This window comes from Micromonospora sp. WMMD712, assembly GCF_029581295.1.
Lineage (GTDB): Bacteria > Actinomycetota > Actinomycetes > Mycobacteriales > Micromonosporaceae > Micromonospora > Micromonospora carbonacea.
Genome location: NZ_CP120743.1, coordinates 5,383,235 through 5,407,896, shown reverse-complemented (window position 1 = coordinate 5,407,896; position 24,662 = coordinate 5,383,235). Strand labels below are relative to the sequence as shown.

Sequence of the window (24,662 nt, the reverse complement as noted above, 5' to 3'; positions counted from 1 at the left end):
CTGGTCGCCGGCCGCCGTTTCGCGACCGGGCCTGATTCCACGCGTACCGGGCTCGCGGCGACCGATCAGTACGGCTTCGCGTGGTATCACCGGGGCCGGCAAGGCGACCACGATATGGGGCTCTGGTCTGGGGCGGTGGCCGCGCGTGTCAGGTGCACCGTCACTCTGTGGCCGTGGGGGCCAGGTTGGCCGACCAGCGTTCCCCGATCCGGGCGCGCGCCAGACCGCGATGGCGACGAGCCAGGCGACGACGAACAGGCCCGTGATGCCGTAGCCGGCGTAGTCGAGGGGATGTCGGCGATCGCCGCCGGCGGACCGGAGGTGATGTTGGCCTGGCCGGCGAGGACGCCGATCAGTTCGATGGTGCCGATGATCAGGGCGACGGCGATCGAGGGAGGCGAGGGCGCCGGCTCAGGGCTGTCGGTCAGCGGCCTGCTTGAGCGTCTGTCGCAGCCCGGCGAGCGGTGGCACGCCGGAGGTCGCCGCGGCGTCGCGGTACAGCCGGCACGCCAGCGCCGGGCGCTGGCCGGGCTGCGCAAACGAATCGCGCCCGTCGGTGAAGACGCTGGACGAGCCGGTGAAGCCGAGCTGCTCGGCCTCGGCCTGGTCGCTGACGATGCGGGTGGTGAACCGCACCGTGGACAAGCCGACGTCGTCGAGCGCCCGGCGTAGCAGCACGGCGGCGGGCCCTTCGTTCGGACAGTCGGCGACTACCAGCAGTTGCACGTCCACGTACCATCATGCGCCGCCGCGAGGCTTCGGGTACGCGGCGGCCCCGCCGGAGGATCGGCGTCAGCCGGTCGGGCGGGGCGCGTACATGATGACCGCGACGCCGGCCAGGCAGATCAGCGCACCGATGACGTCCCACCGGTCCGGACGGAACTTGTCTACGACCATGCCAGCAGCACACGCCCTCCCGCCCGGTCAGGTCCGTGCGGTGGCCTCGGCTGCCGGGGGCGAGCTGCACCGCAGCCGCGTCGGCGCCGGCCGCTGCTGCCCGACAAGCGCGGTGGCGAACAGGTCATCGAACTCGGCCAGCCGCGGCGGCCGCTGCGCGGTGGGCAGGGTGCATGCCTCGGGCACCCATGACGGACCGGTTACATCGTCGTTCGTGGTCATGCCACGACGGTAAGCCTGTACCCAGGTACAGGATGCAAGCCCTTCAGGCCGACTTCGACGCCGCGCCTTCCCACCGCCCGGTGAACCGTGGCCCGGGCCACCCAAACAGCTCGGCCAGGTCCGGCACCCATCCGGGGCGAGCCAAGCAGACCGCCTCTGGGCCGCCAGCGTTGGTCGTGGCGGCCCCAGCGCGGGTCAGTTCCCCGTTGGGCGGGTCGGACAGGGCGTGGCGTCGAACACCTCGACTGGTACGCCGACCGACGCGCCGGAGGCATGTGGGCGGTGGTCACCCCCGGCGGTGTTACGGATCATCGCGTGCCGGGGGGACCGCCTGCGAGGTACGCCCACTCGCGGGCACTACCTGTGACCATACTTCGGCAATTGCCAAGTGTTTGCAACAAGGCTGTCTCGGTGGGGTGCGGGGGTACGGTCACGGGGTGACCGGGGGACTCCCCGCCGTCGTGGCCACGAGCAGGGACAGCTCACGGACCAGTTCGTCCATGCTCTGGCCGCTCTGGGCCCGGACCAGGCCCAGCGCGAGGTCGGCGAGCAGGTAGAAGCCAAGGGTGCGGGCCTGCTCGCTGGGGAACGCGGCGAGCAGTTCCTCGGCGCCGGCGGGGTCACCGCGGTGTTTGGCGGCGATGACCCCGGCGGCGCGTTGGAGCAGCTCCGCAGCGGCGGGAGTGGCTGCGCTCACCCGGTCAGATCTTCGGGCTCGTGGCGCGGGCGGCGTCGAAGCGGGCGATCACGTCGGACCAGTTGACGAGGTTCCACAGCCGGTCGACGTAGTCGGGGCGGACGTTCTTGTACTGCAGGTAGTAGGCGTGCTCCCAGGCGTCAAAGACCAGCAGCGGGGTGGTGCCCTGGCCGACGTTGCCATGGTGGTCGTAGACCTGTTCCACGATCAGCCGCTTCGACAGCGGCTCCCACGCCAGCACGCCCCAGCCGGAGCCCTGCACGCTCTTGGTGGCGGCGGACAGCTGGCCGGCGAAGGCGTCGAAGGAGCCGAAGTGCTCGTCGATGGCGGCGGCCAGTTCGCCGTCCGGTCGGTCGCCGCCGTCCGGGGACAGGTTGTTCCAGAAGATGGTGTGCAGGACGTGCCCGGACAGGTTGAACGCGTACGTCTTCTCCAGGCCGACGAGCTTGCTGAAGTCGCCCTTGTCGCGGGCCTCGGCAAGCTGCTCCAGGCCGTCGTTGGCGCCCTTGACGTACGCGGCGTGGTGCTTGTCGTGGTGCAGCTCGAGGATCTGCCCCGACATCGCCGGCTCCAGCGCGCCGTAGTCGTAGGTCAGGTCGGGCAGGGTGTAGACCGCCATCAGGATCCCTCTTTCGGTGATGCTGCCGCAGTTTCGTTGTTGCCAGTATCTTGCAACAAGACGGCGGGTGGTGGGAGGAGCCAGAGATTGATCACATCGCGGGCCGATCGGGTGGACGCGGCGCTGGAGCGGCTGCGCCGCGCCGGCCTGCGCACGACCCTGGCCCGGCGTGCGGTGCTGGACGCGCTCGGCGACGCCGCGGTCGAGCGGCGACACCTCAACGCCGGCGAGGTGCACCGGCGGCTCACCGGCCGAGGGCTGGCGGTGGAGCTGTCGACGGTGCACCGCGTCCTGGGGCAGTTGGTCGACCTCGGCGTGGCGCATGCCGTGCCGGTGGGTGGGGCGGCCACGTTCGGGTTGGCCGACCACCCGCACCATCACGCGGTGTGCGAGGGCTGCGGCGGCATGCGTCAGCTGCCGGTGCCGGCGGTGGCGGCCAGTGTCGCGGCGGCCCGGGAGGTCGGCGTCGAGATGGACGGCGGCAGCGGCGGGGTCGTCGTGTACGGGCGGTGCCCGGCGTGCCGCGCCACGACCACCTGAGCGCGCCGGCCGCGCGTACCCGACCGGCGGCCGATCCGAACGCGGAGCCGGAGCCGGTCCCCCGTGCGGCGGCGCGGCGCCCGCAGGCCTTCACCGACAGCCCCGAGTTGGTGGCGCTGGCGGTGCAGCTGGCCAACGCGCCGCCGGGGAACACCCCCGCGAAGGCAGCCGTCACGGTCGGGTGGCCGCGCCCGCGCGAGGTCGCGACGCCGGCTGATCTGCCGCTGCTGCACCAGGCGGGCCGGCAGCTCCGCGAGGTCTTCGCCCACGCCGGCGCACGCCGTGACCGCGAGGCGGTGCACGTGCTCAACCGGCTCCTGGCCCGGCACCGGCTACGGCCCGTCATCGCCGGCACCGGCCCGGCGGACCGCCACCTGCACGTCGCCGCGCCCGGCGCCACACCGGCGGCCGAGCACGTGGCCGCAGCGGTGTGGGCACTCGCGGTGTTCCTGTGCGAACAGGGCATCGACCGGTTCAAGACCTGCGCGGAACCCGGTTGCGGCACCGTGTTCCTGGACGGGACCACCAACCGCCGCCGCCGGTTCTGCTCCCCGCGCTGCGCCACCCGCGCCCACGTGCGGGCACACCGCAGCCGGCGACGGACGGTCACCCGCTGATCAGCCGGCCCGGACCAGGCCGGCGACGGTGGCCAGCGCGGCATCGGCGGTAAGACCCGGGGCGCCGCCCTGCGCGAGGCGGGCGGTGCCGCCGCCACGTCCGCCGAGCGCGGACCTCACCAGGTGTACGGCGCCGAACGCGTCCGACGTCGTCGCCGTGGTGGCGACGACCAGGCGGGTGCCGCGCTCGGCCGGTGCGGCGACGGCGACCACGCCCGGCCGGTCCTGCGGTAGCGCGGCCCGCACCAGTTCGGCGAGTTGCCGGGGGTCCTCCTCGCCGTCGGCGACGACCCCGACATAGCGGGTGACACCGACGGCCGGCGCCTCGGCGGCGAGGCGGCGGGCCCGCTGCGCGGTGAGCTCCCGGGCGAGTTGGTCGGCGCGGCGCTCGGCGGCCTTGGCGCGGCCGAGGAGCGCGACGATGCGTTCGGGTAGGTCCTCGCGCGGGGCCTGCAGCCGCGCGGCGAGTTGGGTGACGAGGTCGCGTTCCCGGGCGAGGTAGCGCAGCCCGTCGAGGCCGACAACGGCCTCGACGCGGCGGTGACCGGCGCCGACGGACGACTCGCCGGTCAGCGCGAGCAGGCCGATCTGGCTGGAGTGGGTTACGTGGGTGCCGCCGCACAGTTCCCGGGACCAGGCCCCGCCGATCTCGACGACCCGGACCTGCTCGTCGTAGGTCTCCCCGAACAGGGCCAGGGCGCCGAGTTCCCGGGCCCGGGTCAGCGGCATGACCTGCGCGGTGACCGGGAGGTCGTCACGCAGCGCCTGGTTGGCGACGTCTTCGATCTCGCTGCGGGTGGCCGGGGATAGGCCGCCGGGCCAGGCGAAGTCCAGCCGCAGGTAGCCGGGCCGGTTGTAGGAGCCGGACTGCAACGCGGTCGGGCCGAGGACCTGCCGCAGCGCGGCGTGCAGCACGTGGGTGCCGGAGTGGGCCTGTCGGGCGCCGAGGCGCCAGCTCGCGTCGACGTTCGCGGTGAGGCGGGCGCCGACCGTCAGGTGTCCGGCGGTGACGCGGACCTGGTGGGCGACGAGGCCCTTGACGGGGCGCTGCACGTCGATCACCTCGCCCGCGCCGTCGGTGCCGGTGAGGTGCCCGGCGTCGGCGGCCTGCCCGCCGGACTCGGCGTAGAACGGGGTGACGTCGAGGACCACGGTGACGATCTGCCCCTCGGTCGCGGCGGGCACCGGTTCGCCGTCGGTCAGGATCGCCACGATCGTCGATTCGGTCGTCAGGTCGGTGTAGGCACGCCAGTCCGTCAGGCCCGTCGTGTCGACGATCCGTCGGTACGCCGACACGTCGGTGTGCCCGGTCTTGCGGGCTTGCGCGTCGGCCTTGGCCCGGCTGCGCTGGTCGGCCATCAGCCGGCGGAAGCCGTCCGCGTCGACCTGCAGGCCCTGCTCGGCGGCGATCTCCAGGGTCAGGTCGATCGGGAAGCCGTACGTGTCGTGCAGCTGGAACGCCTTGTCACCGGGCAGCGCCGCCTTGCCGGCCGACTTCGTCTCGGCGATGGCGGTGTCCAGGATCGTGGTGCCGGCGCGCAGCGTGGCCAGGAACGCGTCCTCCTCGGCGTACGCGTACTGCGAGATGCGGCCGAAGTCCTCGGCCAGCTCCGGGTACGACGGCGCCATGCAGTCGCGGGCCACCGGCAGCAGCTCCGGCAGCGCCCGGTCGGCGTAGCCGAGCAGCCGCACCGCCCGGATCGCCCGGCGCATGATCCGCCGCAGGACGTAGCCGCGGCCCTCGTTCGACGGGGTCACGCCGTCGCCGATGAGCATCAGCGCAGTGCGCACGTGGTCGGCGACGACCCGCAGCCGCACGTCGTCCGGGTGCGACTCGTTGGCCGCGTGACCGGAGTGCACGCCGTAGCGCTTGCCGGTCAGCTCGGCGGCCCTGTCGAGGATCGGCTTGACCTCGTCGATCTCGTAGAGGTTGTCCACGCCCTGCAGCAGCGAGGCCATCCGCTCCAGGCCCATGCCGGTGTCGATGTTCTTCGCCGGCAGGTCACCGAGGATCGGGAAGTCCTCCTTACCGGTGCCCGGGCCGCGCTCGGACTGCATGAAGACGAGGTTCCAGAACTCCAGGTAGCGGTCCTCGTCGACCTCCGGGCCGCCCTCGCGGCCGTAGGCCGGGCCGCGGTCGTAGTACAGCTCCGAGCAGGGGCCGCACGGGCCGGGGATGCCCATCGACCAGAAGTTGTCGGCCTTGCCCCGACGCACGATCCGCTCGGCCGGCACGCCGGTGGCCCGCCAGATGTCGTACGCCTCGTCGTCGTCCAGGTAGACGGTGGCCCAGATCCGCTCCGGGTCCAGCCCGAAGCCGCCCGCCTCCACCGACTTGGTGGCCAGGTCCCAGGCCAGCGGGATCGCCCCGGACTTGAGGTAGTCACCGAAGGAGAAGTTTCCGTTCATCTGGAAGAACGTGCCGTGCCGGCTGGTCTTGCCGACCTCGTCGATGTCCGGCGTACGGATGCACTTCTGCACACTCGTCGCCCGCGCGTACGGCGGGGTCTGCTGCCCCAGGAAGTAGGGCACGAACTGCACCATGCCCGCGTTGACGAACAGCAGGTTCGGGTCGCTGATGGCGGGCAGCGGAGCCGACGGCACCACGACGTGACCGTTCGCCTCGAAGTGGGCGAGGAACCGCCACTTGATCTCCGCCGTCCGCATACCGCCCCACCCCTTACTGCAAGTCTTTGGCAATTGCATAGTATGGGCGACTGTGCAGACACCGACCGGCAGCCCACGACCCATCACCCGCTACGGCACCCCGGTGCTGCACCACCGCTGCGCCGAGGTGACCGTCTTCGACGACGCTCTCGCCCACCTCGTGGCGGACATGTTCGCCAGCATGTACACGGCGCACGGCGTCGGCCTCGCCGCCAACCAGATCGGCGTCGACGCCCGGATCTTCGTCCTCGACTGCCCCGACGCCACCGGCGCCCACACGATCGCCCACGTGATCAACCCGGTCCTGCAGCTACCCGACCAGCGGAATCTCGTCACCGACAGCGAGGGCTGCCTGTCCGTGCCCGGCCAGTACGCCGAGGTCACCCGCCCGGCCACCGCCACCGTCACCGGCGTCGACCTGCACGGCCGGCCCGTGCGCATCGACGGCACCGGCACCCTCGCCCGCTGCCTGCAACACGAGGTCGACCACCTCGACGGCCTCGCCTACGTCGACCGGCTACCCGCCAAGCTCCGCAAACAACTGCTCGCCGCCGCCGCCGAACACCCCGGCGTCGGCGTCGGCACCGGACAGAACTGAAACATGCCGGTCGTCCTCGGCATCGAAACGTCCTGCGACGAGACCGGCGTCGGCATCGTCGCCGACGGCGTCCTGCTCGGCGACGCCCTCGCCACCAGCATGGACGAACACGCCCGCTTCGGCGGCGTCGTCCCCGAGATCGCCGCCCGCGCCCACCTGCACGCCATCACCCCCATGGTCGAACACGCCCTGCAGCAGGCCGGAATCGGCTTCGCCGACATCGACGCCGTCGCCGCCACCGCCGGCCCCGGCCTCGCCACCGCCGTTCAGGTGGGCCTCGCCGCCGGCAAGGCCTACGCCCTCACCCTCGGCGTCCCCCTCTACGGCGTGCACCACCTCGCCGGCCACGCCGCCGTCGACATCCTCGACCACGGCCCCCTCCCCCAGCGCAGCATCGCCCTCATCGTCTCCGGCGGGCACACCTCGCTCCTGATCCTCGGTGACCTCGCCCGCGACCCCGTCATCCACCTCGGCGACACCGCCGACGACGCCGCCGGCGAAGCCTTCGACAAGGTCGCCCGCCTGCTCGGCCTGCCCTACCCCGGTGGCCCCGCCATCGACCGGGCCGCCCGCGAAGGTGACCCCACGGCAATCGCCTTTCCGCGCCCGATGACCGGACCGCAGGACCCGCCGTACCGATTCTCGTTCTCCGGCCTGAAGACCGCCGTCGCCCGCTGGACCGAACGCCACTGCGGGCCGCTACCTGTGGCCGACATCGCCGCGTCGTTCCAGGAAGCCGTCGCCGACATACTTACCCGCAAGGCCGTCGCCGCGTGCCGCGACCACCACGTCGACACGCTTCTGCTCGTCGGCGGCGTCGCCGCCAACAGTCGCGTACGCGCCCTCGCCGAACAGCGCTGCGCTGCCGTCGGTATCACCCTGCGCGTCCCCGCGCCGCGACTCTGCACCGACAACGGCGCCATGATCGCCGCCATCGGCGGTCTTCTCGTGCGCGCCGGCATCCCCCCGTCACCGCTGACCCTGGGCGCCGACCCCAGCGCCCGGCTGACTCATGCCACCATCGGCAAGGACCTGCGCTGACTGTCCACACGGGCCCTCCGGACACGCGAGACACCGCTCACCAGGCTACAGAACGAACGAAGACTCCTTCAGAGGAGCAGTCGCACAACCGCAATCCACGCCGATGACGACCAACGCAACAACGATCCTGAGCGGTGGTGGCGAGGTGATCGGCGGGCGTCGCGGCGACAATGCGACAGGTCTCAGCCGTCCTCGGCACCGTCGAGTAGCGCCCGACGCAAGGCGAGACGGTGCTCGCGGCGGATCTGCGCCTCACGGTAGCGTCGCCGGTCGCCGTCGGTCTCGGCCAGCAGCGGCGGCACCGGCCGTGGTTGCCCGTCGTCGTCGACGGCGACCATGACCAGATGCGCGGTGGCCACGTCGACCGGCGGCACCGCCCGATCCCACCGATCCGCGCTGACCTTGACGGCGACCTCCATCGAGCTGCGGCCGGCCCAGGTGATCCGGGCGTCGACGTGGACGACGTCGCCGACCCGCACGGCGCGCAGGAAGGCGGTCTCGTCGATGGCGGCGGTGACTGCGGGCCCGTCGGAATGCCGAGCGGCCACCACTCCGGCGACGGAGTCGATGAGGTTGAGAATCCGGCCGCCGTGGACGGTGCCCATCAGGTTGGTGTGATGCTGGTCCATGATCTGTGACAGGGTCAGATGCGACGCCGACGGGGGCCGGCCGGCGAGAATGGCGCTCTCGTGCATGGTTCATCCGTCCTCGGGAAGCATGCCGTCGACCAGCCGGCACGCACGTCGAGGACCCGCCGCAGCGCGTCACCCGCCCGACCCGCCCGCGAGGTCGACGGCTGCGCACACACCTCTTGTGTGCGCAGCGCGGGCAGGTCTTCGGACTCGCGGGCATGACCGGGTACGCCGGTGTCTCCTACTGGCCGTCGCTTCCCGGGCCCTACGGGCCCAGTGCCGGTGACGGCGGTCGTTCCCACTCACCGCTGCGGGGCAGTCCCGGATTCCCACCGGGTTCCCTCTTACGACGCCCGAGCGTGACAACGCCTGGGCGAACCAGCGCCGGTAACCAGCCTAGCGTTCTTGGTCAGCTGACGGCCGGCTCGGACCTGGATGTGACCTACCTCCCCCATCGCCCTTGCCGATGGATCCGGGTGGCCTGGCGGGTGACGCAGAGGCCGGCCCGGCGGCGGGATCGGTCACGTCGGTGCCGGCCGGGCCTGCGACCTCGGCGCTGTCGGCGACCGGGTCCGGCGGCTGCGGTTCGGCTGCGACGAAGGTGACCGGAGCGTCGAACGCGGCTCGGCGCGCGGCGCGGCGCAGCGCGGCGAGCACCGCCGGGCCGGCCAGGACGATCGCCACCGCGGTGGTGATCGCGCGGCCGGTGTCCCAGCCGAAGGTGGAGGTGACTGCGGTGAACAGGGCGAGGCGGTGCAGGTTCTCCAGCACCGGCGCGCCCGCGACGTAGGACAGTTGGGTGTCCGCTCCGACGCTGAACGGCCAGAACCACAGGTTCATCAGCAGGCCGTAGCCGTAGGCGGCGAGCGCGCCGTAGGCCGCCAGGACGGCGGTCTCGGCCCGTCCGCGCAGCCTCGCCGGAAGCAGGCCGGCGCCCAGGCCGATCCAGGACGCGCACAGCATCTGGAACGGCAGCCACGGTCCGACACCGGCGGTGAGCAGGGCGGAGGCGAACAGGGACGTCGAACCGAGCAGGAAACCGAATCCGGGGCCGAAGACCCGGCCGGCTAGGACGAGGAGGAAGAACACGGTCTCGATGCCGGCGGTGCCCGCGCCCAGGGGGCGCAGCGCGGCGTTGACGGCGGCGAGCACACCGAGCATCGCCAGGGCTTTGCTGTCCATGCCACCGGAGGTGAGTTCGGCCAGCACGAGCGCCACGAGCACCGGCAGCATCAGGAAGAAGACCACCGGTGCCTCGCCGGTGCGGGCGGTGGATTCCGGCTGCGCGGGGACGAAGAACGGCCAGGTGAAGGTCGCCAGGGCGGCGGCCGAGGCCAGGGCCAGCACCACGGCGGTACGCGGGGCGACCCGCAACACGGTCACGCCGGTGCCTGGGTCTGGGTCAACGCGGTGGCGACCTGTTCCACAGTGAGCCACGGCGCGGGGGCGAGGACCTTGGCCACCTGCGGGGCGAACGCCGGTGACGCGAGCATGACCTCCGCCGTGCTGCCGTCGGAGACGATGTCCCCCTCGGCCATGACGATCACCCGATCGGCGAGGGCCGCGACGAGTTCGACATCGTGGGTGGCGACCACCACGGCGCGGCCGGCGGCGGCCAACGCGCGGACGACCTCGGTGAACTGCCGCTTGGCGTGGTAGTCCAGGCCACGGGTCGGCTCGTCGAGCAGCACCACCGGCGGAGCGGCGGTGAGCTGGACGGCGAGCGCGAGGGCCAGCCGCTGCCCCTCGGACAGGTCACGGGGATGCCGGTCGGCGGGCAGGCCGGGGGTGAGCTGGTCCAGCAGCGCCCGGCAGGTGCCGGTCGGCGCCGCGGTCTCCCGGTCGGCCTGGGCGCATTCGGCGTCCACGGTCTCCAGGTAGAGCAGATCGCCGGAGTTCTGCGGGACAAGGCCGACGTGCCGGCGGGCCCGGCCCGCCGGCAGCCTCTTCGGGTCGACGGTCCCCTGCGGTCCGGCCACGTCGACGGTGCCGCCGTGGCGGGGGCCGCTACCCTGCACCGCCCACAGCAGACTCGACTTGCCGGACCCATTGCGGCCCATCAACGCGACGACCTCGCCGGAACGCAGGTCGACGTCGACGCCGGCCACCGCGACCGTGCCCGGATACCGTACGACGATCTTCCGCGCGGTCAGCGCCGCCGCCCTCTCCGTCATCGTCTCGGGCGGCGGCGGGTCCACGTCAGCGAGCCGACGCCGCAGGCCGGACGCCTGCCGACGAGCGTCGCGCACCGACAGCGGCAGGGGTGTCCAGCCGGCGAGGCGACCCAGCTCGATCAGCGGCGGCGCGATGTCGATGTGCGCCAGCACCGTTGCCGGTGTCCCGTCGATCACGCTCCCGTCGCCGGGCAGGTAGAGCAGCCGGTCGGCGTACTGCACCACCCGCTCCAGCCGGTGCTCGGCCAACACCACGGTCACGCCGAGGTCGTGTACCAGCCGGGTGACGGTGGCGAGCACGTCCTCCGCGGCGGTGGGGTCCAACGCGGAGGTGGGCTCGTCGAGCACCAGCACCCGGGGATGGGCCGTGAGCACCGCGCCGATGGCGACCCGCTGCTGCTGGCCGCCGGAAAGCGTCCGCAGCGGCCGGTCGCGCAGGTCCGCGATGCCGAGCAGGTCGAGGGTCTCCTCCACCCGCTTGCGCATGACCGTCGGTGGCAGGGCCAACTGCTCCATCCCGTACGCCAGTTCCTCCTCGACGGTGTCGGTGACGAACCCGGCCATGGGGTCCTGACCGACCACGCCGACGACGTCGGCGAGGTCGCGTGGCGGGTGCCGGCGGGTGTCCCGGCCGTCCACGGTGACGGTGCCGTGCAGGGTGCCGCCGGTGAAGTGCGGCACCAGTCCGTTGATCGCCCGCAACAGGGTCGACTTGCCGGCGCCGGTCCGGCCGGCGACCAGGCAGAGCTCGCCCTCCTCGACCCGGAGCGTCACGTCCCGCAGCGGCGGCGACCCGCCCTCGACGTAGCGGACGGTGACCCGGTCAAAAATGATCATAAGGGGCCTTCCGTCACCGGCGACGACGTGGTGGCGGGGCGTGCCGTGTCCACCCGCGGGCCTGGGGCGGGGAGCGCCGGGACCGCCGCCGGTGGGCGGGCGACCCGCGCCGCGGGCGGTGGCGGCGCCAGCCAGGCGGGGGCCGCCGCGACCGCGACGGCGAGCAGCATCAACGGCGTCAGCTGGGGCCAGGTGAGCGGGCTGACCGGAGGGTAGAGCAGCTCCGGGGCGACCGCGCCGGCCAGCGTGGTCAGCGCGGCGGCGGCCACGCCGCAGCCGGCGACGAGCAGCTCGGCCGGGTGCCAGCGATCCGGCCGGTAGCGGCTGCGGCGGACCCTGCGGCCGGCCAGCAGCATCCCGGCCACGGCGGTGGCCAGGCCACCGAGGAGCAGTGGCAGGCCGAGGTAGCCGGCCCCGGTGTCGAGCAGCCCGTACGTGCCGGCACACACGCCGATCAGCCCGCCGAGCACCAGCGCGCCGGTGGTGGCGCGCTGGCCCGGGGGCACGGCCGCGGTCCGGCCGTAGCCCCGGGAGTCCATCGCCGCCGCGAGGGCCAGGGACCGGTCCAGCGCGTCGGCCAGCACCGGCAGGGCGATGCCCTGCAACGCCCGCATCCCGCGCCCGGACGCGCCACGCAACCGTCGTGCCCGGCGGACCCGTAGCACGCTCTCCACCAGCTGCGGGGCGACCGACAACGCGACCACGACGGCCGTGCCGACCGCGTACAACGCGCCGGGCACCGCCTTGAGTAGCCGTTTCGGGTTGGCCAGCGCGTTCGCCGCGCCGAGGCAGATCAGCATCGCGGCCAGCCGCAGCCCGTCGTAGAACCCGCCGAGGACCTGCTCGACGGCGACGGGCCCGAACAACCGGATGCCGGCCGCCCAGGCTGGCAGCGGGACCTCCGGCAACCGGATCAGCACGTGGTCGCCCTGCCCGCCGCCGAACACGATGCGAAACACCACCCGCATCACCACGATCACCGCGCCGAGCACCAGGTACATCCGGAACGCCAGCGCCCAGGGCGCGTCGCCGCGCCGCCGGACGACCACCAGCGCGGCGACGGCGATCAGCAGTGCCAGCGGCAACGGATTGGTGGTGTGACTGGCCGCCGTGGCCAAGCCCAGCGCCCAGAGCCACCACGCGCCCGGGTGCAGCCCTCGGGGCAGCGGCGCCGACGGCCACCACGACGCCGCCCGGCCGGTCCGGGCGGTCGCGCCCGGGTGGCGTCTGGCCCGGTCAGTCATCCTGGTCGGCGGTCCGCCGCCGCCTGGCGGCGATCACGCCACCGGCGGCGAGTGCCGCCAGCAGCAACACCCCCGCCGCCGTGCCCAGCGGGACGCCACCGTCGCCACGGGGTGCGGCGACACCGGTCAGCACCGGTTCCTCGGAGTCGCTCGGCGATGGGCCGCCGGACCCGCCGGTCGGCGGCGCGGTGGCCGGCGCGCCAGGTGTCTCCGGCGATCCACTGACCGGTGTCCTAGCGGAGGGCGCCGCAGACCCGGACGCGCGTGTCGTCGGCGCTGCCGAACCGGGGCCACCGCCGGCCGCCGACGAAGGCGCGACCGGCCCGCCGCCTGCCGGTGGCGTGACCGGTGCGCCACCGGTGGTGGGCGGTGGTGGTGGCGACGGTCGTTTCGGTGCGATGCCGGGACGGGGCGCGTCGTTGGCGGTGCGGTTGAGGGAGAACGACCAGCCCTCGAAGGTGCCGGCCGGCGGCTTGCGGTTGAGCACACCCTTGTCGCTGTACGTCCAACTGCCACCGTCGGCCGCGTGCCAGTACGACCAGTAGGCGCTGGCCGGAGGCGTGTCGACGCACTTCTCGGCCGCCGCCGACGGTTTGCCCTCGATCCGGCAGACGAACCCCTCGCCCCAGCGCAGCGTGCCGGTGACCTGGAAACCGGCGCTCTTCAGCGCCGTCAGGCCGGTCGGCTGCTCGCCCCGGGCGCACCGCACCACCGTTCCGCCGCCGAGTTCGTTGAAGTCGACCACCACGGTGACGCCGGAGGCGTCCGGGCAGTAGCCGGCCGCACCGGCGGCCATCGCCGGGCTGCCCGGTTCGCCCACCACGCCGACGGCGGCCAGGACGACGGCCAGCCCGGCGCGGACGATCCGGACGATCACGTCGCCCTCCGTCGGCTGAGGAGCAGCAGCAGCGACCCACCACCGACCATCAGGAGCGCGATCAGCACGTACGTGGTGATCGCCGCGCCGGTCGTCGGTAGGCCACCCGCACCCCCCGGGGCGGTCGGCGCGGCAGTCGGGGCGGCGGTCGCCGACACGGTGGGTGACGGGGCCGGTGCCGTGGTGCTGGCGGACGCACTCGGGGTCGGGCTGGCCGGTGCGGTCGGCGTCGGCGACCCGGTGGGTGTGGGGGACGCCGTTCCGGTCGGTGAGGCCGTGCCCGTTGGAGTCGGCCCGGGCGACGACGGCGGAAGGTCGAGGCCGATGCGGCCGAGCGGCACCTGGGCGAGACCGAGCAGTGCCTGCGCGGTGGCCCGACGCCACTGGTCCCGGGAGACGTCGTCGATCCCGGACCCGACAGCGGCGGCCAGGCCTTCGGCGTTGTAGGCGATGGCTCCCGCGTCGGCGGCTGCGCCGCCGTGCGACGTGGTCAGCTGGAGCACGCGGAGCGCGCCCGCTGCGCGGGCGGCCTCGGCATGGCGTCCGGAGGCGGCGAGCGCCTGCCCGGCCAGGCCGGTGCTGTTGGAGTTCGCGCCGGTCGTCGGCCCCGAGCCGCCGAACGACCCGTCGGAATGCTGCTGGGCGACCAACCAGTCCACGCCCCGATCCGCCGCGGCCGCGGCACCCGTGGCCCCTTCGTCTGCGGCGGCCAGCAGCGCCTGCACGGCCATCGCGGTCGAGTCGACGTCGAGGGTGGCGCCGGCCTGCTCGTCGCACGACGGCGACGGGCCGTCCCCCGTGTCGGGGTAGAGCCGGAAGCCACCGGCCGCGCACTGCTGCCGGACGAGGAAGTCGACGGTGTCCTGCGGGACGTCGCCGCTGCGGGCCAGGCCCAGCACCGTGAAGGACTGGTCGAAGGTGTTGCTGGCGTCCGGACCGCTGTCGGCGGTGGTGCGGCTGGTGATCCGCCCCCGCTGATGCCCGGCGTCCGCCCCGGCGACCAGCGACAGGGCCTCGGCCCGCAGGTCGAAACCGCCGAAGTCGGTGGGATCAGCTCCGGCGGCGGCGGCCGCGTAGAGCAGCTTCGCGGTGGCCCCGCCGTCGGTGAAGCCCTCGATGCCCCAGTCGTCGTAGCTGTTGTAGGAGCGCACGTGCGCCGCGACCTGCGCGGTCGCCGCCTGCCGGGTCGGCACGGCCACCCCGGTCGCGGACAACGCGATGATTCCGTCGATGGTCAGGCCCCAGTCAGGGCTCCCGAACGGCCCGGGAAGTGCCCCGTCGGCGACCTCACCGGCCAACCAGGACGCTGCCTCGCGTGCCGCGGCGGCGTCGGCCGGTGCCGGTGCGGCAACCACGGTCAGGGGCAGGGCGGCGATCGCGGCGAGGGTCGCCGCTGTGCTGGCGGCGAGACCGGTGCCGATCCGCCGGTGCCGGGACAGGGACATGGGGTGCCTTTCGCAGAGCGGTCGGTGAAGGCGCCGGAACGCAGCCGAGGAGTCGGCACCCGCTCGCATGACGACGCGTTGCGCGGGGTGGACGGACCTCGGCGGCCCGGACTTCACCCTGTAGACCTCGACAGTGGAAGCCGCTCGTCCCGGGCGAGGCATTCCGGCTCGCGGGGTCGATGCCTCGCTCACGGTTGCGGGTCAGCGCCGGCTTCAACCGACTTTCCCCCACACGGGACGTATGCAGTTGTGTGCCCGGCGTGAACCGGGTGCCGACACGGTACCGCCCGCACGTCGAGTGACGCCAGAGCGGTGGCCGGCACCCGGCACGTCGGTCGACGGGTCAGGGAGCGGCGATGCTCGGTGGGGCGCCCGCGCCGAAGGACCAGCCCTCGACGCTGCCCGGCGCGGGGTTGTAGCTGGTCGCGCCGGACGTGCTGTAGGACCAGGCGCCGCCGCTCGGCGCGTGCCAGTACGACCAGTACGCGGTGACGGGTGGAGTGTTGACGCACGGCTCGGTCGCGGCGGTGGGCTTGCCGTTGATCCGGCACACGAACGCCAGTCCCCAGCGCGAGGTTCCGGTCACGGTGAAGCCCGCGCCCTGGAGGGCGGCCAGCCCAGTCGCCGGGTCGCCGAGGGCGCAGGCCACCTGGACCCCGCCGCCGAGGGCGGCGAAGTCGACCACCACGGTGACCCCCGACGTGCCGGTACACGCGGCGGCGTGCGCGGCCTGCGGCGCAGGCTCGACGGCGGTCAGCGCGACGGCGGCGACGGCGGCGGCCAACAGTCCGGCAAGCCGCCTACGAATGACGATTCGAAACATGGGTCCTCCCCGAGAGCAGACGAATGAGAATCAGGCGAGCGACGGAACGGCTCACGGGCAGTCGGGGGTCGGTGCGCCGGTCGTCGCGCCGGCGGCGGACAGGTGGGCGTACCCAGCGCCGGTCAGACCGAGGACGGCCTGCGCGGTGGCGCGGGCGGCGGTGGCCGGGTCGAAGGCGCCGCCGTCGAAGTCGACCGCCCCCCGGTCGGCTGACGCGCCGGCGCAGTCGACCTGGAGTCCGGCGAGGAACGTGCGGGCCCGCGCCCAGGCCAGCGGCCGGTGACCATCGCGCAGCGCCTGCGCGGCGAGCCCGGTGCTGTTCGCGTTCGGTGTTCCCCCTACGTTGGCGAACCCGCCGTTCGCGCCCTGCACCGAGAGCAGCCAGCGCAGCCCCGGGGCGGCGTCGGCCCTGCGGCCGGCCGCCCGCAACGCCTGCACCGCGAGCGCGGTGGCGTCCACGTCGGAGGTGCAGACCGGCTGGGCGGGCAGCAGCGGGTAGCCACCGTCGGCGCAGCGGGTGCCGGCCAGCCAGGACGCGGCCGCTGCCGGCACGCCCTGTGCGGTCCGGTCCAGCGCGAGGATCGCGAAGGACTGACTGAAGGCGTTGCTGTAGTCGCCGAACGCCGACCGGTCGGTGAACCGGCCGGTCGGCGACTGGAGCGAGCGCAGGCGGGCGACCAGGTCCACCCCGCCCACATCCGTCGGGTCACCGCCGCGCACCGCGACGGCGAGGGCGAGTTTGGCGGTGGCGCCGACGTACGCCTCGGTCGTGCCGTCGCCCACGTAGGCGTCGCGGACGTCCGGCCGGCTGACCCAGGCCAGCGCCCGCGTGCCGGAGTCGTCGGCGACGCCGGCAGCGGCGAAGGCGAACACCGCGTCGAGGGTGAGCCCCTGGTCCGGGTAGGCGACCCCGTCGTAGACCACCTCGAAGCGTTCCCCGTCGATTAGTTGCCGGGCCAGCCACCCGGCGGCGGCCTCCGCCCGGGTCGGGCCGGCGGGCGCGGGAGCGGCGAGCGCGGGCGTGGTGACTGTGAGGGCGGCGAGCACACCGCAGAACAGCGCGAGCAGGCGGTGCCGGCTCAGGCGAACGACCATCGGAAGCGCCTTTCCGGCCCGGCGGTCGTCAGAACCCGAACGACCACCGTGGCACGGGGTCGACCGGGACTCCGACCCGTGGGCCACGACGGGTGGGGGAGCGAAATCGCGGGCACGTCGGGTATTCGGGCTTGTCATCGGAGCACACCCCGATGGCCTACCGTTGCGGGCCAGCGCCGGACTTCGACCGGACTTCCCCCTACGCGCACGCTGATGAAGTTGTCGCGTCAGTCTGGCCGGGCGGGGCAGCACGTGTCAATGCGTTGCCCGACATCAACACACGGTGACCATCGCGACAGGGTGACACGGTCGCTCGGCCGTGCCGGGCGGGACGGTGTCGGCGTCCCGCCCGGCCTGCGCTCACCTGCCGCGAAGCTCGACGGCGGCGGCGGCGAGGTGCGCCAGAGACGCCTCGACCTCGGGATAGCTGCGGGTCTTCAGGCCGCAGTCGGGGTTGACCCACAGCCGCTCGGCCGGCACCACCGCCAAGGCCCGGCGAAGCGCCTCGACGACCTCGTCACGTGGCGGGACCCGGGGCGAGTGAATGTCCCACACGCCTGGCCCGACTCCGCGGTGGTAGCCGGCCGCGGCTAGGTCGCCGAGGACCTCCATCCTCGAGCGGGACGCCTCGATGCTGGTGACGTCGGCGTCGAGGGCGTCGATGGCGGCGATGATCTCACCGAACTCGGAGTAGCACAGATGGGTGTGGATCTGGATGTCGTCGGCGACACCGCTGGTGGCCAGGCGGAACGCGCCTACCGCCCAGTCCAGGTAGGCATCCTGGTCCGCCGCGCGCAGGGGCAGGGTTTCCCGCAGGGCCGGCTCGTCGACCTGAATCACCCGGATGCCGGCCGCCTGAAGGTCGCGGCACTCGTCACGCAGGGCGAGGGCGATCTGGTCGGCGGTGACGTTGATCGGCTGGTCGTCGCGCACGAACGACCAGGCGAGGATCGTCACCGGTCCGGTGAGCATGCCCTTGACCGGCCGGTCGGTCAGCGATTGCGCGTAGGAGGACCAGGCGACCGTCATGGGAGCCCTGCGGGCCACATCGCCGTAGATGACCGGCGGGCGGACGCAGCGGGAGCCGTACGACTGCACCCAGCCGTGCTCGGTCGTGGCGAAACCGGTCAACTGCTCACCGAAGTATTGGACCATGTCGTTGCGCTCCGGCTCGCCGTGCACGAGTACGTCGAGGCCCAGCCGCTCCTGGAGCCGGATGACATGCTCGACCTCGGCGCGCATCCGCTGGACGTAGCCGGAGTCGTCGAGCCGGCCGGACCGGTGTGCGGCGCGGGCCGCACGCAGCTCGGCGGTCTGCGGGAACGAGCCGATGGTCGTGGTGGGCAGCGGCGGCAGGTGCAACCGGGCCTGCTGGACCGCCGCCCGCCGCCGGTGGTCGCCCCGTTGCCTGTCGCCTGGGCGCAGCGCGGCGAGCCTGCCCCGCACGGTGTCGTCGCGCCACGCTTTCGGGGCGGGTGGTAGCGGTTCAGGCAGCGGCGTCGTGCCGTCGCGCAGGGCGCGGCCGAGCAGGACGACCTCGTCGACCTTCTGCCGGGCGAAGGCCAACCGCCGTCGCAGCTGCGGATCGAGCGTGGTCTCGGCGGCGAGGTCCACCGGCGTGTGCAGCAGGGAGCAGGAGGTGGACACGGCGACGTGGTCGGCGAGCCCGGTGACCGCGGCACCGGTCGTTATCGCCGCCCGAAGGTCGGTGCGCCAGACGTTGCGACCGTCGACGAGCCCGGCGACGATCGTCTTGCCGTGCAGTGGGCCGGCTCCGGCGAGACGTCGCAGGTTGCCGGGCCCGGCAACGAGGTCCAGGCCGAGCGCCTCGACCGGCGTGTCCAGCAGCGCGGGCAGCGCGTCACCGAGTTCCCCGAAGTAGGTGGCGACGAAGATCCTCGGCCGCTGCCGCACGGAGCACAACCGCATGTAGGCATCGTGTAGCGCCTCGATCTCGGCCGTGGTGCGGTCGGCCACGTAGGCGGGTTCGTCCAGCTGAACCCACGTGACACCGGCGGCGGCGAGGGCACGGAGAACGTCGGCGTACACGTCGACGAGTTCGGCCATCCGATCGAATGACTCGACGCCTGGTGTGGAGGTCTTGGCCAGCAGCAGGAACGTGGCGGGCCCGACCAGCACCGGTCGGCTCTCGATACCCAGTGCGCGGGCTTCTCCGTACTCACGCAACGCCTTGTCGGGGTTCGCGGCGAAGACGGTGTCGGGTCCGATCTCCGGGACCAGGTAGTGATAGTTCGTGTCGAACCACTTCGTCAGTTCCAGCGCCGGTTCGGCGTCGACGCCGCGGGCCATGGCGAAGTAGGTGTCGAGCCCTGACAGGCCGAGTCGGGCGAAGCGTCGTGGGACCGCGCCGACGGCCACCGCCGTGTCGAGGACGTGATCGTAGTAGGAGAACGTGTTCGACGGGATCGCGTCCAGGCGGGCGTCGCGCAGCGTCCGCCAGACCCCGGCGCGCAGCGCGACCGAGGTGCTCTCCAACTCCGCGGCGTCGATGCGGCCCGCCCAGTAGGCCTCCACGGCCTTCTTCAGTTCACGGTTACCACCGATACGTGGATAACCGAGCACGGTGCTCTGACCGAATGTGGTGCTCATGGGTCCTTCCCTCGAAGCGTCCGAGGACTCACGCGAGGGCGGGAGGGAAGAGGCGCAGGGGCGCACCGGCTTCCGCCCCGGCCTTCCCGAGAGACCGTCAGCGGCGCACGCCGGCCGGCGTACGCGGTGCGGGCAGGTCTTCGGACTCGTGGGCATGACCTGTCCGGTCGCCTAATGGCCGTCGCTTCCCAGACCTCGCGGTCCAGTGCTTGATGACGGCGGTCGTTCCCACTCACCGCTGCGGGGCAGTCCCGGTCTCGCACCGGGTTCCCTCTTACGACGCCGCGACGCTTGAGCGTCACAGCGAACCAGCACTGCTGTCTATCCTAGGTGTCCAGAAGCGATCGGCGTTGGCGCGTCCCCCTTCGAGACACAGAGACATCGCGGCAGCAGCCTCGAGCTGTCCGACGGGAAGGTGACGAATGGGCAGTAGGATCGACAGGGTGGCCGTGCTCGTGGACGGCAGCGAATGGGTGGCGATTCGCCCGGAGGACTTCGAACGCCTCGACGCCTGCCGACGGCAGGTAGGCGCGACGGCTGCCCGCGCCACCCGGCTGGAGCACGAGGTGCGTCAGGCCCGGGCCCGGCTGGCGCGGATCGAGGCGATCGTCGCCGAAGGCGACTCCACCGACAGCATGTGTGAGCGTCTCACCCGGGTACTGGCCGGCTCGGATACGGCCCGGCCAGCTGTCAGGGGTCGAGAGGCGTGACGGAGTCACCCCTCAGCCGCTCGCGGTCGTGGTCGACTCCCCTGCCTTGAGTGCCCACGCGGACCACACCGGTGACCGGATCTGAACGACCCGCGTCGACAGGCTCCTCACCGCGGTCTTCTCTGTCGGACCACCGCCGGATGCCGGGGGTCGGTCAGCTGTGTGCCGTCATGCGTGGATACCGCCCGGTGAGAAGGTGGTCGCCGAGTTCCCGGGCCTTGTATGCGACAGGATCGTGCAGGGTGAGCGTGCGGGCGTCGCGCCAGAACCGGTCGAGGCCGGTGGCGCGGGCGGTCGCGCGCGCGCCGGTGAACTCGAAGATCCTGCTCGTCGCCTCCGTGGCCAGTCGGCTGGACGCGACCTTCGCGGCGGAGACGGTCAGTGCCGTCCGGCCGCGTTCGGTCGGGGTCAGGGCGGGGCCGCGGGCGTCGGCCTCGGTGAGGGCGCGGGTCGCGTGGTCGGCCAGGAGGTGCGCCGCGTCCAGGGCTGCGGTGAGCTCCCCGTAGCCCGTCAGCACGTGGGGATCGTCGACGGCTTGCCCGAGTCCGCTCGCGGGCCAGGGGCGCGAACGCTCGCGGGTGTATCTGGCGGCCTCGTTGATCGCGCCGGCAGTGATGCCGACGAGGACCTGCGTGAGGACTGCCTGGAAGGCCAGCGACACCAGGGACAGGCGTAGGTGGCGGGGGCTGGACTCGTCTTCGTCGGCCGGGAAGGTGCCCAGCACGTCGCCCTGGCTGACCCGGACGTCGTCGAAGGCGACGCTTCCACTCGCCGTCAGGCGTTGGCCCAGATTGTCCCAGTCCGGAGGGTGCGAGACTCCACTGCAGCTGCCGTGCATGACGACGACGAGACGTGCCGTGTGATCGTCGCGGATCGCGCTGACGAGCAGGCGGTCGGCGACGGCGCAGCCGGTGGCGAACGCGCCGCGGCCCGAGACGCGGAGTCCGTCGCTGGTCGTGGTGGCCGTGATGGTGTCGCGTGGGTTGCTGACCGCGGCTACGAACACCCGGCCGGTGGCGGCCTCCTGGCGTAGCGAGGTCGCCAGCTCGGCGTTGTCGTAGAGCGTGGCCCGCCACAGGTGCAGGTAGTGGTAACCGAGGAGGTGACCGATCGACGGGTCGGTGGCCGCCACGATCCGGGTCACGGCGTGTGTGGTGGGGTGGTCGTCGGGGTCGAGGGCGAGCAGGCCGCTGTCACGCAGCAGTTCGATCTCGGCGTGCGGGGGTTGGTTGGCGTGGTCCCGCTCGACGGCGTCCGCGCGGAGCCGCTCGGCGACGGTGTGGGCGGTGGTGATCGCTTCTGCCGGGTTCATGACACCCCTGTCGGTTCGGGTGTGGGGCGGCGGAGCATCCGGTCCGCGAGGATCACGACCGGTGGCAGCAGCAGGCACTGGGCGGCGATGGCCAGCCAGAAGCCGGCGAGGTTCCCGGCGGACTCGAACAGCTGGTAGAGGCCCCCGCCCGCGACGCCGCTGAGGAACGCGCCGGCGCCTTCGGCGAGCCGCTGCTGGCCGAAGACGACCGTGGGGGATCTGTCGGTGCGGGCGAGCGCTTCGAGGGTGTTCTTGAGGAAGATCACAGAGTTGCCCGCGCCGATGGCGAGGACGCCGGCGGCGACCGCGATCTCGTTGCCTCCGGTGAAGGCGAGCATGCCGACGGCCAGGCCGCCGAAGCCGAGGGCCATCGCGTGCGGGTACCGCATCCGCTCGACCCGCTGGGAGATCAGCGGCTGGATCACGGCCAGGAGCAGCGAGTACGCCATCATGGCCGACCCGTAGAACACGGCCGGCACCCGGCCCTCGGCGTACGACGACAGATACTGGTAGAAGTGCATGTGCAGGTAGAGGGTCAGGGCGGTCACGGCGAACGGCAGCACCGCGATCCCGTGCAGGGCGCGGCGCAGCGGCTCGACCACCTCGTGGTCGGCTCGTCGTTCCCGGGGCAGGAATGCGTGCCCGATCGTCATCGCCAGGTGCAGCACGGTGGCGACGGCGAACATCACGGTCGGGTCGTGGATGAACAGCGCGCCCGCCACCGGCCCGAGCGCGATGCCGACGTTGCCCGTGGCGTAGCTCGCGGAGACCAGCCGTGGCCGCTCGTCCGGGGTCGCGCCGAGCACCGTGTAGCCCCGCACGCTGGGCGAGTAGACCGCCGAGGCCGCCGAGCGCAGGAACAGCGCGGCGATCGTCAGCGCCGGCCAGGCGCCGCCGGCGAGGAAGCCCAGCGAGCCGAGCGTCTGCAGCACCATCGCGGCGAGCAGGCACCGTTGGAGGCCGAGCCGCTCGGCGAGGGCCGCGCCCGGCAGCCCGCCGGCGAACTGCACGAACGTGGCTAGCCCGAGGATGACACCCACCTGGTCCATGCCCAGGTTCATCCGGTCGCGGAGCAGGACCGCCAGGTACGGGTACACCGAGAAGTTGATCAGGTTGACGAGGAAGCCGCTGCCGAGCAGCGCGAGTTGCACCCGGGTGAACCGGCGGATGCCGGTCACGCCTTGGTTCCCCGGACGATCAGCCGGGTGGCCCCGCCGTCGTACGGCCCGCCATCGAAGTCGCCGAAGCACTCGACCTTTTCGAACCCGGCCTGCGCGACCATGTCCGTCAGCTCCGCGGCGCTGTAGACCCAGCAGGTGAGCGAGGTGTGCTCGGCGCGGTCGCCGCGGACCAGCGTCCAGTCGGTGCGGTACCGGGTCCAGTCGTCGAGGATCGTGTCGCGCATGACCACCATGCCGCCGGGCACGTCGACGATCTTCGGGGGCCCCACCCAGGAGGCGTAGACCTCCTTGCTCAACAGGTCGACGATCAGCGTTCCCCCGGGCACCAGGCAGCGGTACGCGTTGCGCAGGACTTGGAGGTTGTCGTCGTGCTCGTCGAAGTACCCGAAGGACGTGTACATGTTCACCACGACGTCGAACGCGTCCGGCGACACGTACTCGCGTACGTCCGCGCGGACGAACGACGCCCCGGGCCCGGTCCCGGCCGCCTCGGCTTCGGCCCGGTCGAGCAGCTCGCGGTGGAGGTCCACGCCGGTCACCCGGTGGCCCTGACGCGCCAGCGGCACCGCGAAGAAGCCGACGCCACAGCCCTGATCGAGCACGCGGCTTTCCGGCGGGAACGCCAACAGCGGCGAGGTGGTCACCAGGTCGGCGGCGTGCCGGGCCCGCTCGGCGGAGAAGAGCACGTCCGAGAAGCCGGACCACAGGGACAGATCCTCGTACCAGCTCACCGTGGCCTCCCATCGCGCGGCGCCCCGCGTCCTGTCGACATGTCGTATCGATGACCGGGAAAGTTCCTCACGACGGCACGACGCCCAGTCCGGGTGCGTCGCCCAGGACGATCCGACCGTTCTCCAGACCGAGGCCCCGGAAGGGTGGCTCCCGCAGGTACAGGTGGCCGTCTAGGTCGATGTGGTCGGCCAGCGGTGCGAGCTGCGCGGCCTGGCTGATGGCCAGCTCCGACTCGCACATGCAGCTGATCATGGTGCCGAGCCCGGCCCGCCGGCCGGCCTGCATCACCCGCCGGGCGCCGCGGATCCCGCCGGCCTTGCACAGCTTCACGACGAAACCGTCGGCGTACGACCGGGCGGCATGGACGCTCGCCTCGTCGGTGCATCCCTCGTCGAGGAAGACCGGCAGCCGGTCGGGCACCTCCCGGTAGCGGTGGTAGTCGTCGATCGCGGTCACCGGGAACGGCTGCTCGATCAACTGGATGCCGAGCCGCCGCAGGTGGGGGGTGAGCGCGCGGGCGGTGTCGAGGTCCCACGCCTCGTTGGCGTCGATGCGGACCGGCAGCGGGGTGACCGCCCGGATAGCTTCGAGGGCTGCGATGTCGCCGGGGCCGCCGACCTTCACCTTGAAGGCGCCCACCGCCGGAGCGTTGCGGACCGCGTTCGCCGCCTCCTCGGGTCCCGCCATGGAGATCGTGTAGACGGTCGGTCCGAGCGTTCGGGCCGCGCCGGACAGCTTCCAGGTCGGCTGCCCGGCGGCTTTGCCGATCCAGTCGTGCACGGCGCCGTCGAGTGCCATCCGGGCACCTGCGGGCGCGTCCCACCGACCGATCCGGTCGAGGACGTCCTCCGGGTCCCGCAGGTCCCGTCCGAGCACCGCCGCCGCGTCGGCGTCGATGGCCGCTACGACGTCGTCGGCGGTGACGCCGTCGTAGCCGGCCGGTGTGCCTTCGCCGAAGGCGGTGATCCCGTCGTGCGTCAGGGTGACCATGCAGGTCCCGACGGAGTCGATCTCGCCCCGGGAGCTGCGCACCACCTCGATGAGCCGCAGTGTCTCGCGGCGGACGGACAGTTCCATGGGCGAGTCCTCCCG

General features: G+C 72.8%; 23 protein-coding genes, 1 pseudogene and 4 riboswitches. Of the genes and pseudogenes, 5 read left to right on the top strand and 19 right to left on the bottom strand.

The features are described 5' to 3' along the window. Nucleotides 1-411: 411 nt before the first annotated feature. The 5 genes and pseudogenes from O7633_RS23555 to O7633_RS23535 all read right to left on the bottom strand — a co-directional run bounded on the left by O7633_RS23555 (nt 412) and on the right by O7633_RS23535 (nt 2,435). The gene (locus tag O7633_RS23555) at nt 412-732 is read right to left on the bottom strand and encodes a hypothetical protein (RefSeq protein ID WP_229406953.1); all 321 of its coding nucleotides are present in this window, start codon (nt 730-732) and stop codon (nt 412-414) included. A 60-nt stretch (nt 733-792) separates the two neighbouring features. Continuing rightward, nucleotides 793-912: pseudogene (locus O7633_RS23550) on the bottom strand (hypothetical protein); the annotation flags it as partial. A gap of 12 nt (nt 913-924) precedes the next feature. Then, complete coding sequence (locus O7633_RS23545) at nt 925-1,119, bottom strand: hypothetical protein (RefSeq protein ID WP_229406954.1); 195 nt, start codon at nt 1,117-1,119, stop codon at nt 925-927. Between the two features lie 430 nt (nt 1,120-1,549). Further along, nucleotides 1,550-1,816: a superoxide dismutase gene (locus O7633_RS23540; RefSeq protein WP_229406955.1), complete on the bottom strand. Its 267-nt coding sequence runs from the start codon at nt 1,814-1,816 to the stop codon at nt 1,550-1,552. A gap of 4 nt (nt 1,817-1,820) precedes the next feature. Beyond that, a complete protein-coding gene (locus tag O7633_RS23535) occupies nt 1,821-2,435 on the bottom strand; it encodes a superoxide dismutase (protein ID WP_229406956.1) in 615 nt (204 codons plus the stop codon). Between the two features lie 87 nt (nt 2,436-2,522). Between O7633_RS23535 and O7633_RS23530 the strand changes: the two genes are divergently transcribed. Together O7633_RS23530 and O7633_RS23525 are read left to right on the top strand one after the other, a co-directional pair. Further along, nucleotides 2,523-2,975 (top strand): transcriptional repressor, encoded by a 453-nt coding sequence (locus tag O7633_RS23530; protein ID WP_229406957.1) that lies wholly within the window; start codon nt 2,523-2,525, stop codon nt 2,973-2,975. Next, on the top strand, nt 2,954-3,592 hold the full coding sequence (locus tag O7633_RS23525) for a CGNR zinc finger domain-containing protein (protein WP_229406958.1): 639 nt from the start codon (nt 2,954-2,956) through the stop codon (nt 3,590-3,592). The genes O7633_RS23530 and O7633_RS23525 overlap by 22 nt, the downstream gene beginning before the upstream one ends. Here O7633_RS23525 and alaS read toward each other — a convergent pair whose 3' ends face one another. After that, nucleotides 3,593-6,259, bottom strand: coding sequence for an alanine--tRNA ligase (alaS, locus tag O7633_RS23520; protein ID WP_229406959.1), 2,667 nt, complete (start codon nt 6,257-6,259; stop codon nt 3,593-3,595). A gap of 82 nt (nt 6,260-6,341) precedes the next feature. Here alaS and def point away from each other — a divergent pair, with 82 nt between their 5' ends. Together def and tsaD are read left to right on the top strand one after the other, a co-directional pair. Continuing rightward, the gene (gene def, locus O7633_RS23515; protein WP_308102620.1) at nt 6,342-6,857 is read left to right on the top strand and encodes a peptide deformylase; all 516 of its coding nucleotides are present in this window, start codon (nt 6,342-6,344) and stop codon (nt 6,855-6,857) included. Between the two features lie 3 nt (nt 6,858-6,860). Further along, complete coding sequence (gene tsaD, locus O7633_RS23510) at nt 6,861-7,898, top strand: tRNA (adenosine(37)-N6)-threonylcarbamoyltransferase complex transferase subunit TsaD (RefSeq protein WP_229406961.1); 1,038 nt, start codon at nt 6,861-6,863, stop codon at nt 7,896-7,898. 182 nt (nt 7,899-8,080) lie between these two features. Here the strand turns inward: tsaD and O7633_RS23505 are convergent, their stop codons facing one another. From O7633_RS23505 to metE, 9 genes are all read right to left on the bottom strand, one after another. Next, on the bottom strand, nt 8,081-8,593 hold the full coding sequence (locus O7633_RS23505; RefSeq protein WP_229406616.1) for an acyl-CoA thioesterase: 513 nt from the start codon (nt 8,591-8,593) through the stop codon (nt 8,081-8,083). Between the two features lie 114 nt (nt 8,594-8,707). After that, nucleotides 8,708-8,928: riboswitch (cobalamin riboswitch) on the bottom strand. Continuing rightward, nucleotides 8,927-9,913, bottom strand: coding sequence for an ECF transporter S component (locus O7633_RS23500; RefSeq protein ID WP_229406615.1), 987 nt, complete (start codon nt 9,911-9,913; stop codon nt 8,927-8,929). (Overlaps the previous riboswitch by 2 nt.) After that, nucleotides 9,910-11,541 carry an ATP-binding cassette domain-containing protein gene (locus O7633_RS23495; protein WP_229406614.1) on the bottom strand — a complete coding sequence of 544 codons (1,632 nt, stop codon included), beginning with the start codon at nt 11,539-11,541 and terminating at the stop codon, nt 9,910-9,912. Before O7633_RS23495 ends, O7633_RS23500 begins: the two co-directional genes overlap by 4 nt. Next, on the bottom strand, nt 11,538-12,785 hold the full coding sequence (locus tag O7633_RS23490; RefSeq protein WP_229406613.1) for a CbiQ family ECF transporter T component: 1,248 nt from the start codon (nt 12,783-12,785) through the stop codon (nt 11,538-11,540). Before O7633_RS23490 ends, O7633_RS23495 begins: the two co-directional genes overlap by 4 nt. Beyond that, nucleotides 12,778-13,581, bottom strand: coding sequence for a hypothetical protein (locus O7633_RS23485; RefSeq protein WP_229406634.1), 804 nt, complete (start codon nt 13,579-13,581; stop codon nt 12,778-12,780). The genes O7633_RS23490 and O7633_RS23485 overlap by 8 nt, the downstream gene beginning before the upstream one ends. A 77-nt stretch (nt 13,582-13,658) precedes the next feature. Beyond that, complete coding sequence (locus O7633_RS23480) at nt 13,659-15,107, bottom strand: cell wall anchor protein (protein WP_229406612.1); 1,449 nt, start codon at nt 15,105-15,107, stop codon at nt 13,659-13,661. Between the two features lie 134 nt (nt 15,108-15,241). After that, a riboswitch (cobalamin riboswitch) is annotated at nt 15,242-15,381 on the bottom strand. A gap of 69 nt (nt 15,382-15,450) precedes the next feature. Continuing rightward, nucleotides 15,451-15,930 carry a hypothetical protein gene (locus O7633_RS23475; protein ID WP_278131627.1) on the bottom strand — a complete coding sequence of 160 codons (480 nt, stop codon included), beginning with the start codon at nt 15,928-15,930 and terminating at the stop codon, nt 15,451-15,453. 51 nt (nt 15,931-15,981) lie between these two features. Then, nucleotides 15,982-17,025 carry a peptidase gene (locus O7633_RS23470; protein ID WP_229406610.1) on the bottom strand — a complete coding sequence of 348 codons (1,044 nt, stop codon included), beginning with the start codon at nt 17,023-17,025 and terminating at the stop codon, nt 15,982-15,984. A gap of 98 nt (nt 17,026-17,123) precedes the next feature. Further along, nucleotides 17,124-17,258: riboswitch (cobalamin riboswitch) on the bottom strand. A gap of 127 nt (nt 17,259-17,385) precedes the next feature. After that, nucleotides 17,386-19,635 carry a 5-methyltetrahydropteroyltriglutamate--homocysteine S-methyltransferase gene (gene metE / locus O7633_RS23465; RefSeq protein WP_278131625.1) on the bottom strand — a complete coding sequence of 750 codons (2,250 nt, stop codon included), beginning with the start codon at nt 19,633-19,635 and terminating at the stop codon, nt 17,386-17,388. A gap of 113 nt (nt 19,636-19,748) precedes the next feature. After that, a riboswitch (cobalamin riboswitch) is annotated at nt 19,749-19,963 on the bottom strand. Nucleotides 19,964-20,078: 115 nt separating this feature from the next. Between metE and O7633_RS23460 the strand changes: the two genes are divergently transcribed. Next, on the top strand, nt 20,079-20,345 hold the full coding sequence (locus tag O7633_RS23460; protein WP_178063172.1) for a hypothetical protein: 267 nt from the start codon (nt 20,079-20,081) through the stop codon (nt 20,343-20,345). Between the two features lie 154 nt (nt 20,346-20,499). On the opposite strand, the gene O7633_RS23455 is transcribed toward O7633_RS23460, so the two are convergent. From O7633_RS23455 to O7633_RS23440, 4 genes are all read right to left on the bottom strand, one after another. Then, the gene (locus O7633_RS23455; protein WP_278131622.1) at nt 20,500-21,657 is read right to left on the bottom strand and encodes an acyl-CoA dehydrogenase family protein; all 1,158 of its coding nucleotides are present in this window, start codon (nt 21,655-21,657) and stop codon (nt 20,500-20,502) included. Continuing rightward, the gene (locus O7633_RS23450; RefSeq protein WP_229406608.1) at nt 21,654-22,835 is read right to left on the bottom strand and encodes an MFS transporter; all 1,182 of its coding nucleotides are present in this window, start codon (nt 22,833-22,835) and stop codon (nt 21,654-21,656) included. Before O7633_RS23450 ends, O7633_RS23455 begins: the two co-directional genes overlap by 4 nt. Then, nucleotides 22,832-23,569, bottom strand: coding sequence for a class I SAM-dependent methyltransferase (locus O7633_RS23445; protein ID WP_043961694.1), 738 nt, complete (start codon nt 23,567-23,569; stop codon nt 22,832-22,834). The genes O7633_RS23450 and O7633_RS23445 overlap by 4 nt, the downstream gene beginning before the upstream one ends. Nucleotides 23,570-23,636: 67 nt before the next feature. Further along, a complete protein-coding gene (locus O7633_RS23440; RefSeq protein ID WP_052503625.1) occupies nt 23,637-24,647 on the bottom strand; it encodes an enolase C-terminal domain-like protein in 1,011 nt (336 codons plus the stop codon). Between the last annotated feature and the right edge of the window lie 15 nt (nt 24,648-24,662).

Excerpts from the sequence above, each read along its gene's own strand:
- O7633_RS23475 (WP_278131627.1), bottom strand. The coding sequence starts at position 15,930 with ATGTTTCGAATCGTCATTCGTAGGCGGCTTGCCGGACTGTTGGCCGCC.
- O7633_RS23535 (WP_229406956.1), bottom strand. The coding sequence starts at position 2,435 with ATGGCGGTCTACACCCTGCCCGACCTGACCTACGACTACGGCGCGCTG.
- alaS (WP_229406959.1), bottom strand. The coding sequence starts at position 6,259 with ATGCGGACGGCGGAGATCAAGTGGCGGTTCCTCGCCCACTTCGAGGCG.
- O7633_RS23490 (WP_229406613.1), bottom strand. The coding sequence starts at position 12,785 with ATGACTGACCGGGCCAGACGCCACCCGGGCGCGACCGCCCGGACCGGC.
- O7633_RS23440 (WP_052503625.1), bottom strand. The coding sequence starts at position 24,647 with ATGGAACTGTCCGTCCGCCGCGAGACACTGCGGCTCATCGAGGTGGTG.
- O7633_RS23480 (WP_229406612.1), bottom strand. The coding sequence starts at position 15,107 with ATGTCCCTGTCCCGGCACCGGCGGATCGGCACCGGTCTCGCCGCCAGC.
- O7633_RS23455 (WP_278131622.1), bottom strand. The coding sequence starts at position 21,657 with ATGAACCCGGCAGAAGCGATCACCACCGCCCACACCGTCGCCGAGCGG.
- metE (WP_278131625.1), bottom strand. The coding sequence starts at position 19,635 with ATGAGCACCACATTCGGTCAGAGCACCGTGCTCGGTTATCCACGTATC.
- O7633_RS23505 (WP_229406616.1), bottom strand. The coding sequence starts at position 8,593 with ATGCACGAGAGCGCCATTCTCGCCGGCCGGCCCCCGTCGGCGTCGCAT.
- O7633_RS23470 (WP_229406610.1), bottom strand. The coding sequence starts at position 17,025 with ATGGTCGTTCGCCTGAGCCGGCACCGCCTGCTCGCGCTGTTCTGCGGT.
- O7633_RS23495 (WP_229406614.1), bottom strand. The coding sequence starts at position 11,541 with ATGATCATTTTTGACCGGGTCACCGTCCGCTACGTCGAGGGCGGGTCG.
- tsaD (WP_229406961.1), top strand. The coding sequence starts at position 6,861 with ATGCCGGTCGTCCTCGGCATCGAAACGTCCTGCGACGAGACCGGCGTC.
- O7633_RS23485 (WP_229406634.1), bottom strand. The coding sequence starts at position 13,581 with ATGGCCGCCGGTGCGGCCGGCTACTGCCCGGACGCCTCCGGCGTCACC.
- O7633_RS23545 (WP_229406954.1), bottom strand. The coding sequence starts at position 1,119 with ATGACCACGAACGACGATGTAACCGGTCCGTCATGGGTGCCCGAGGCA.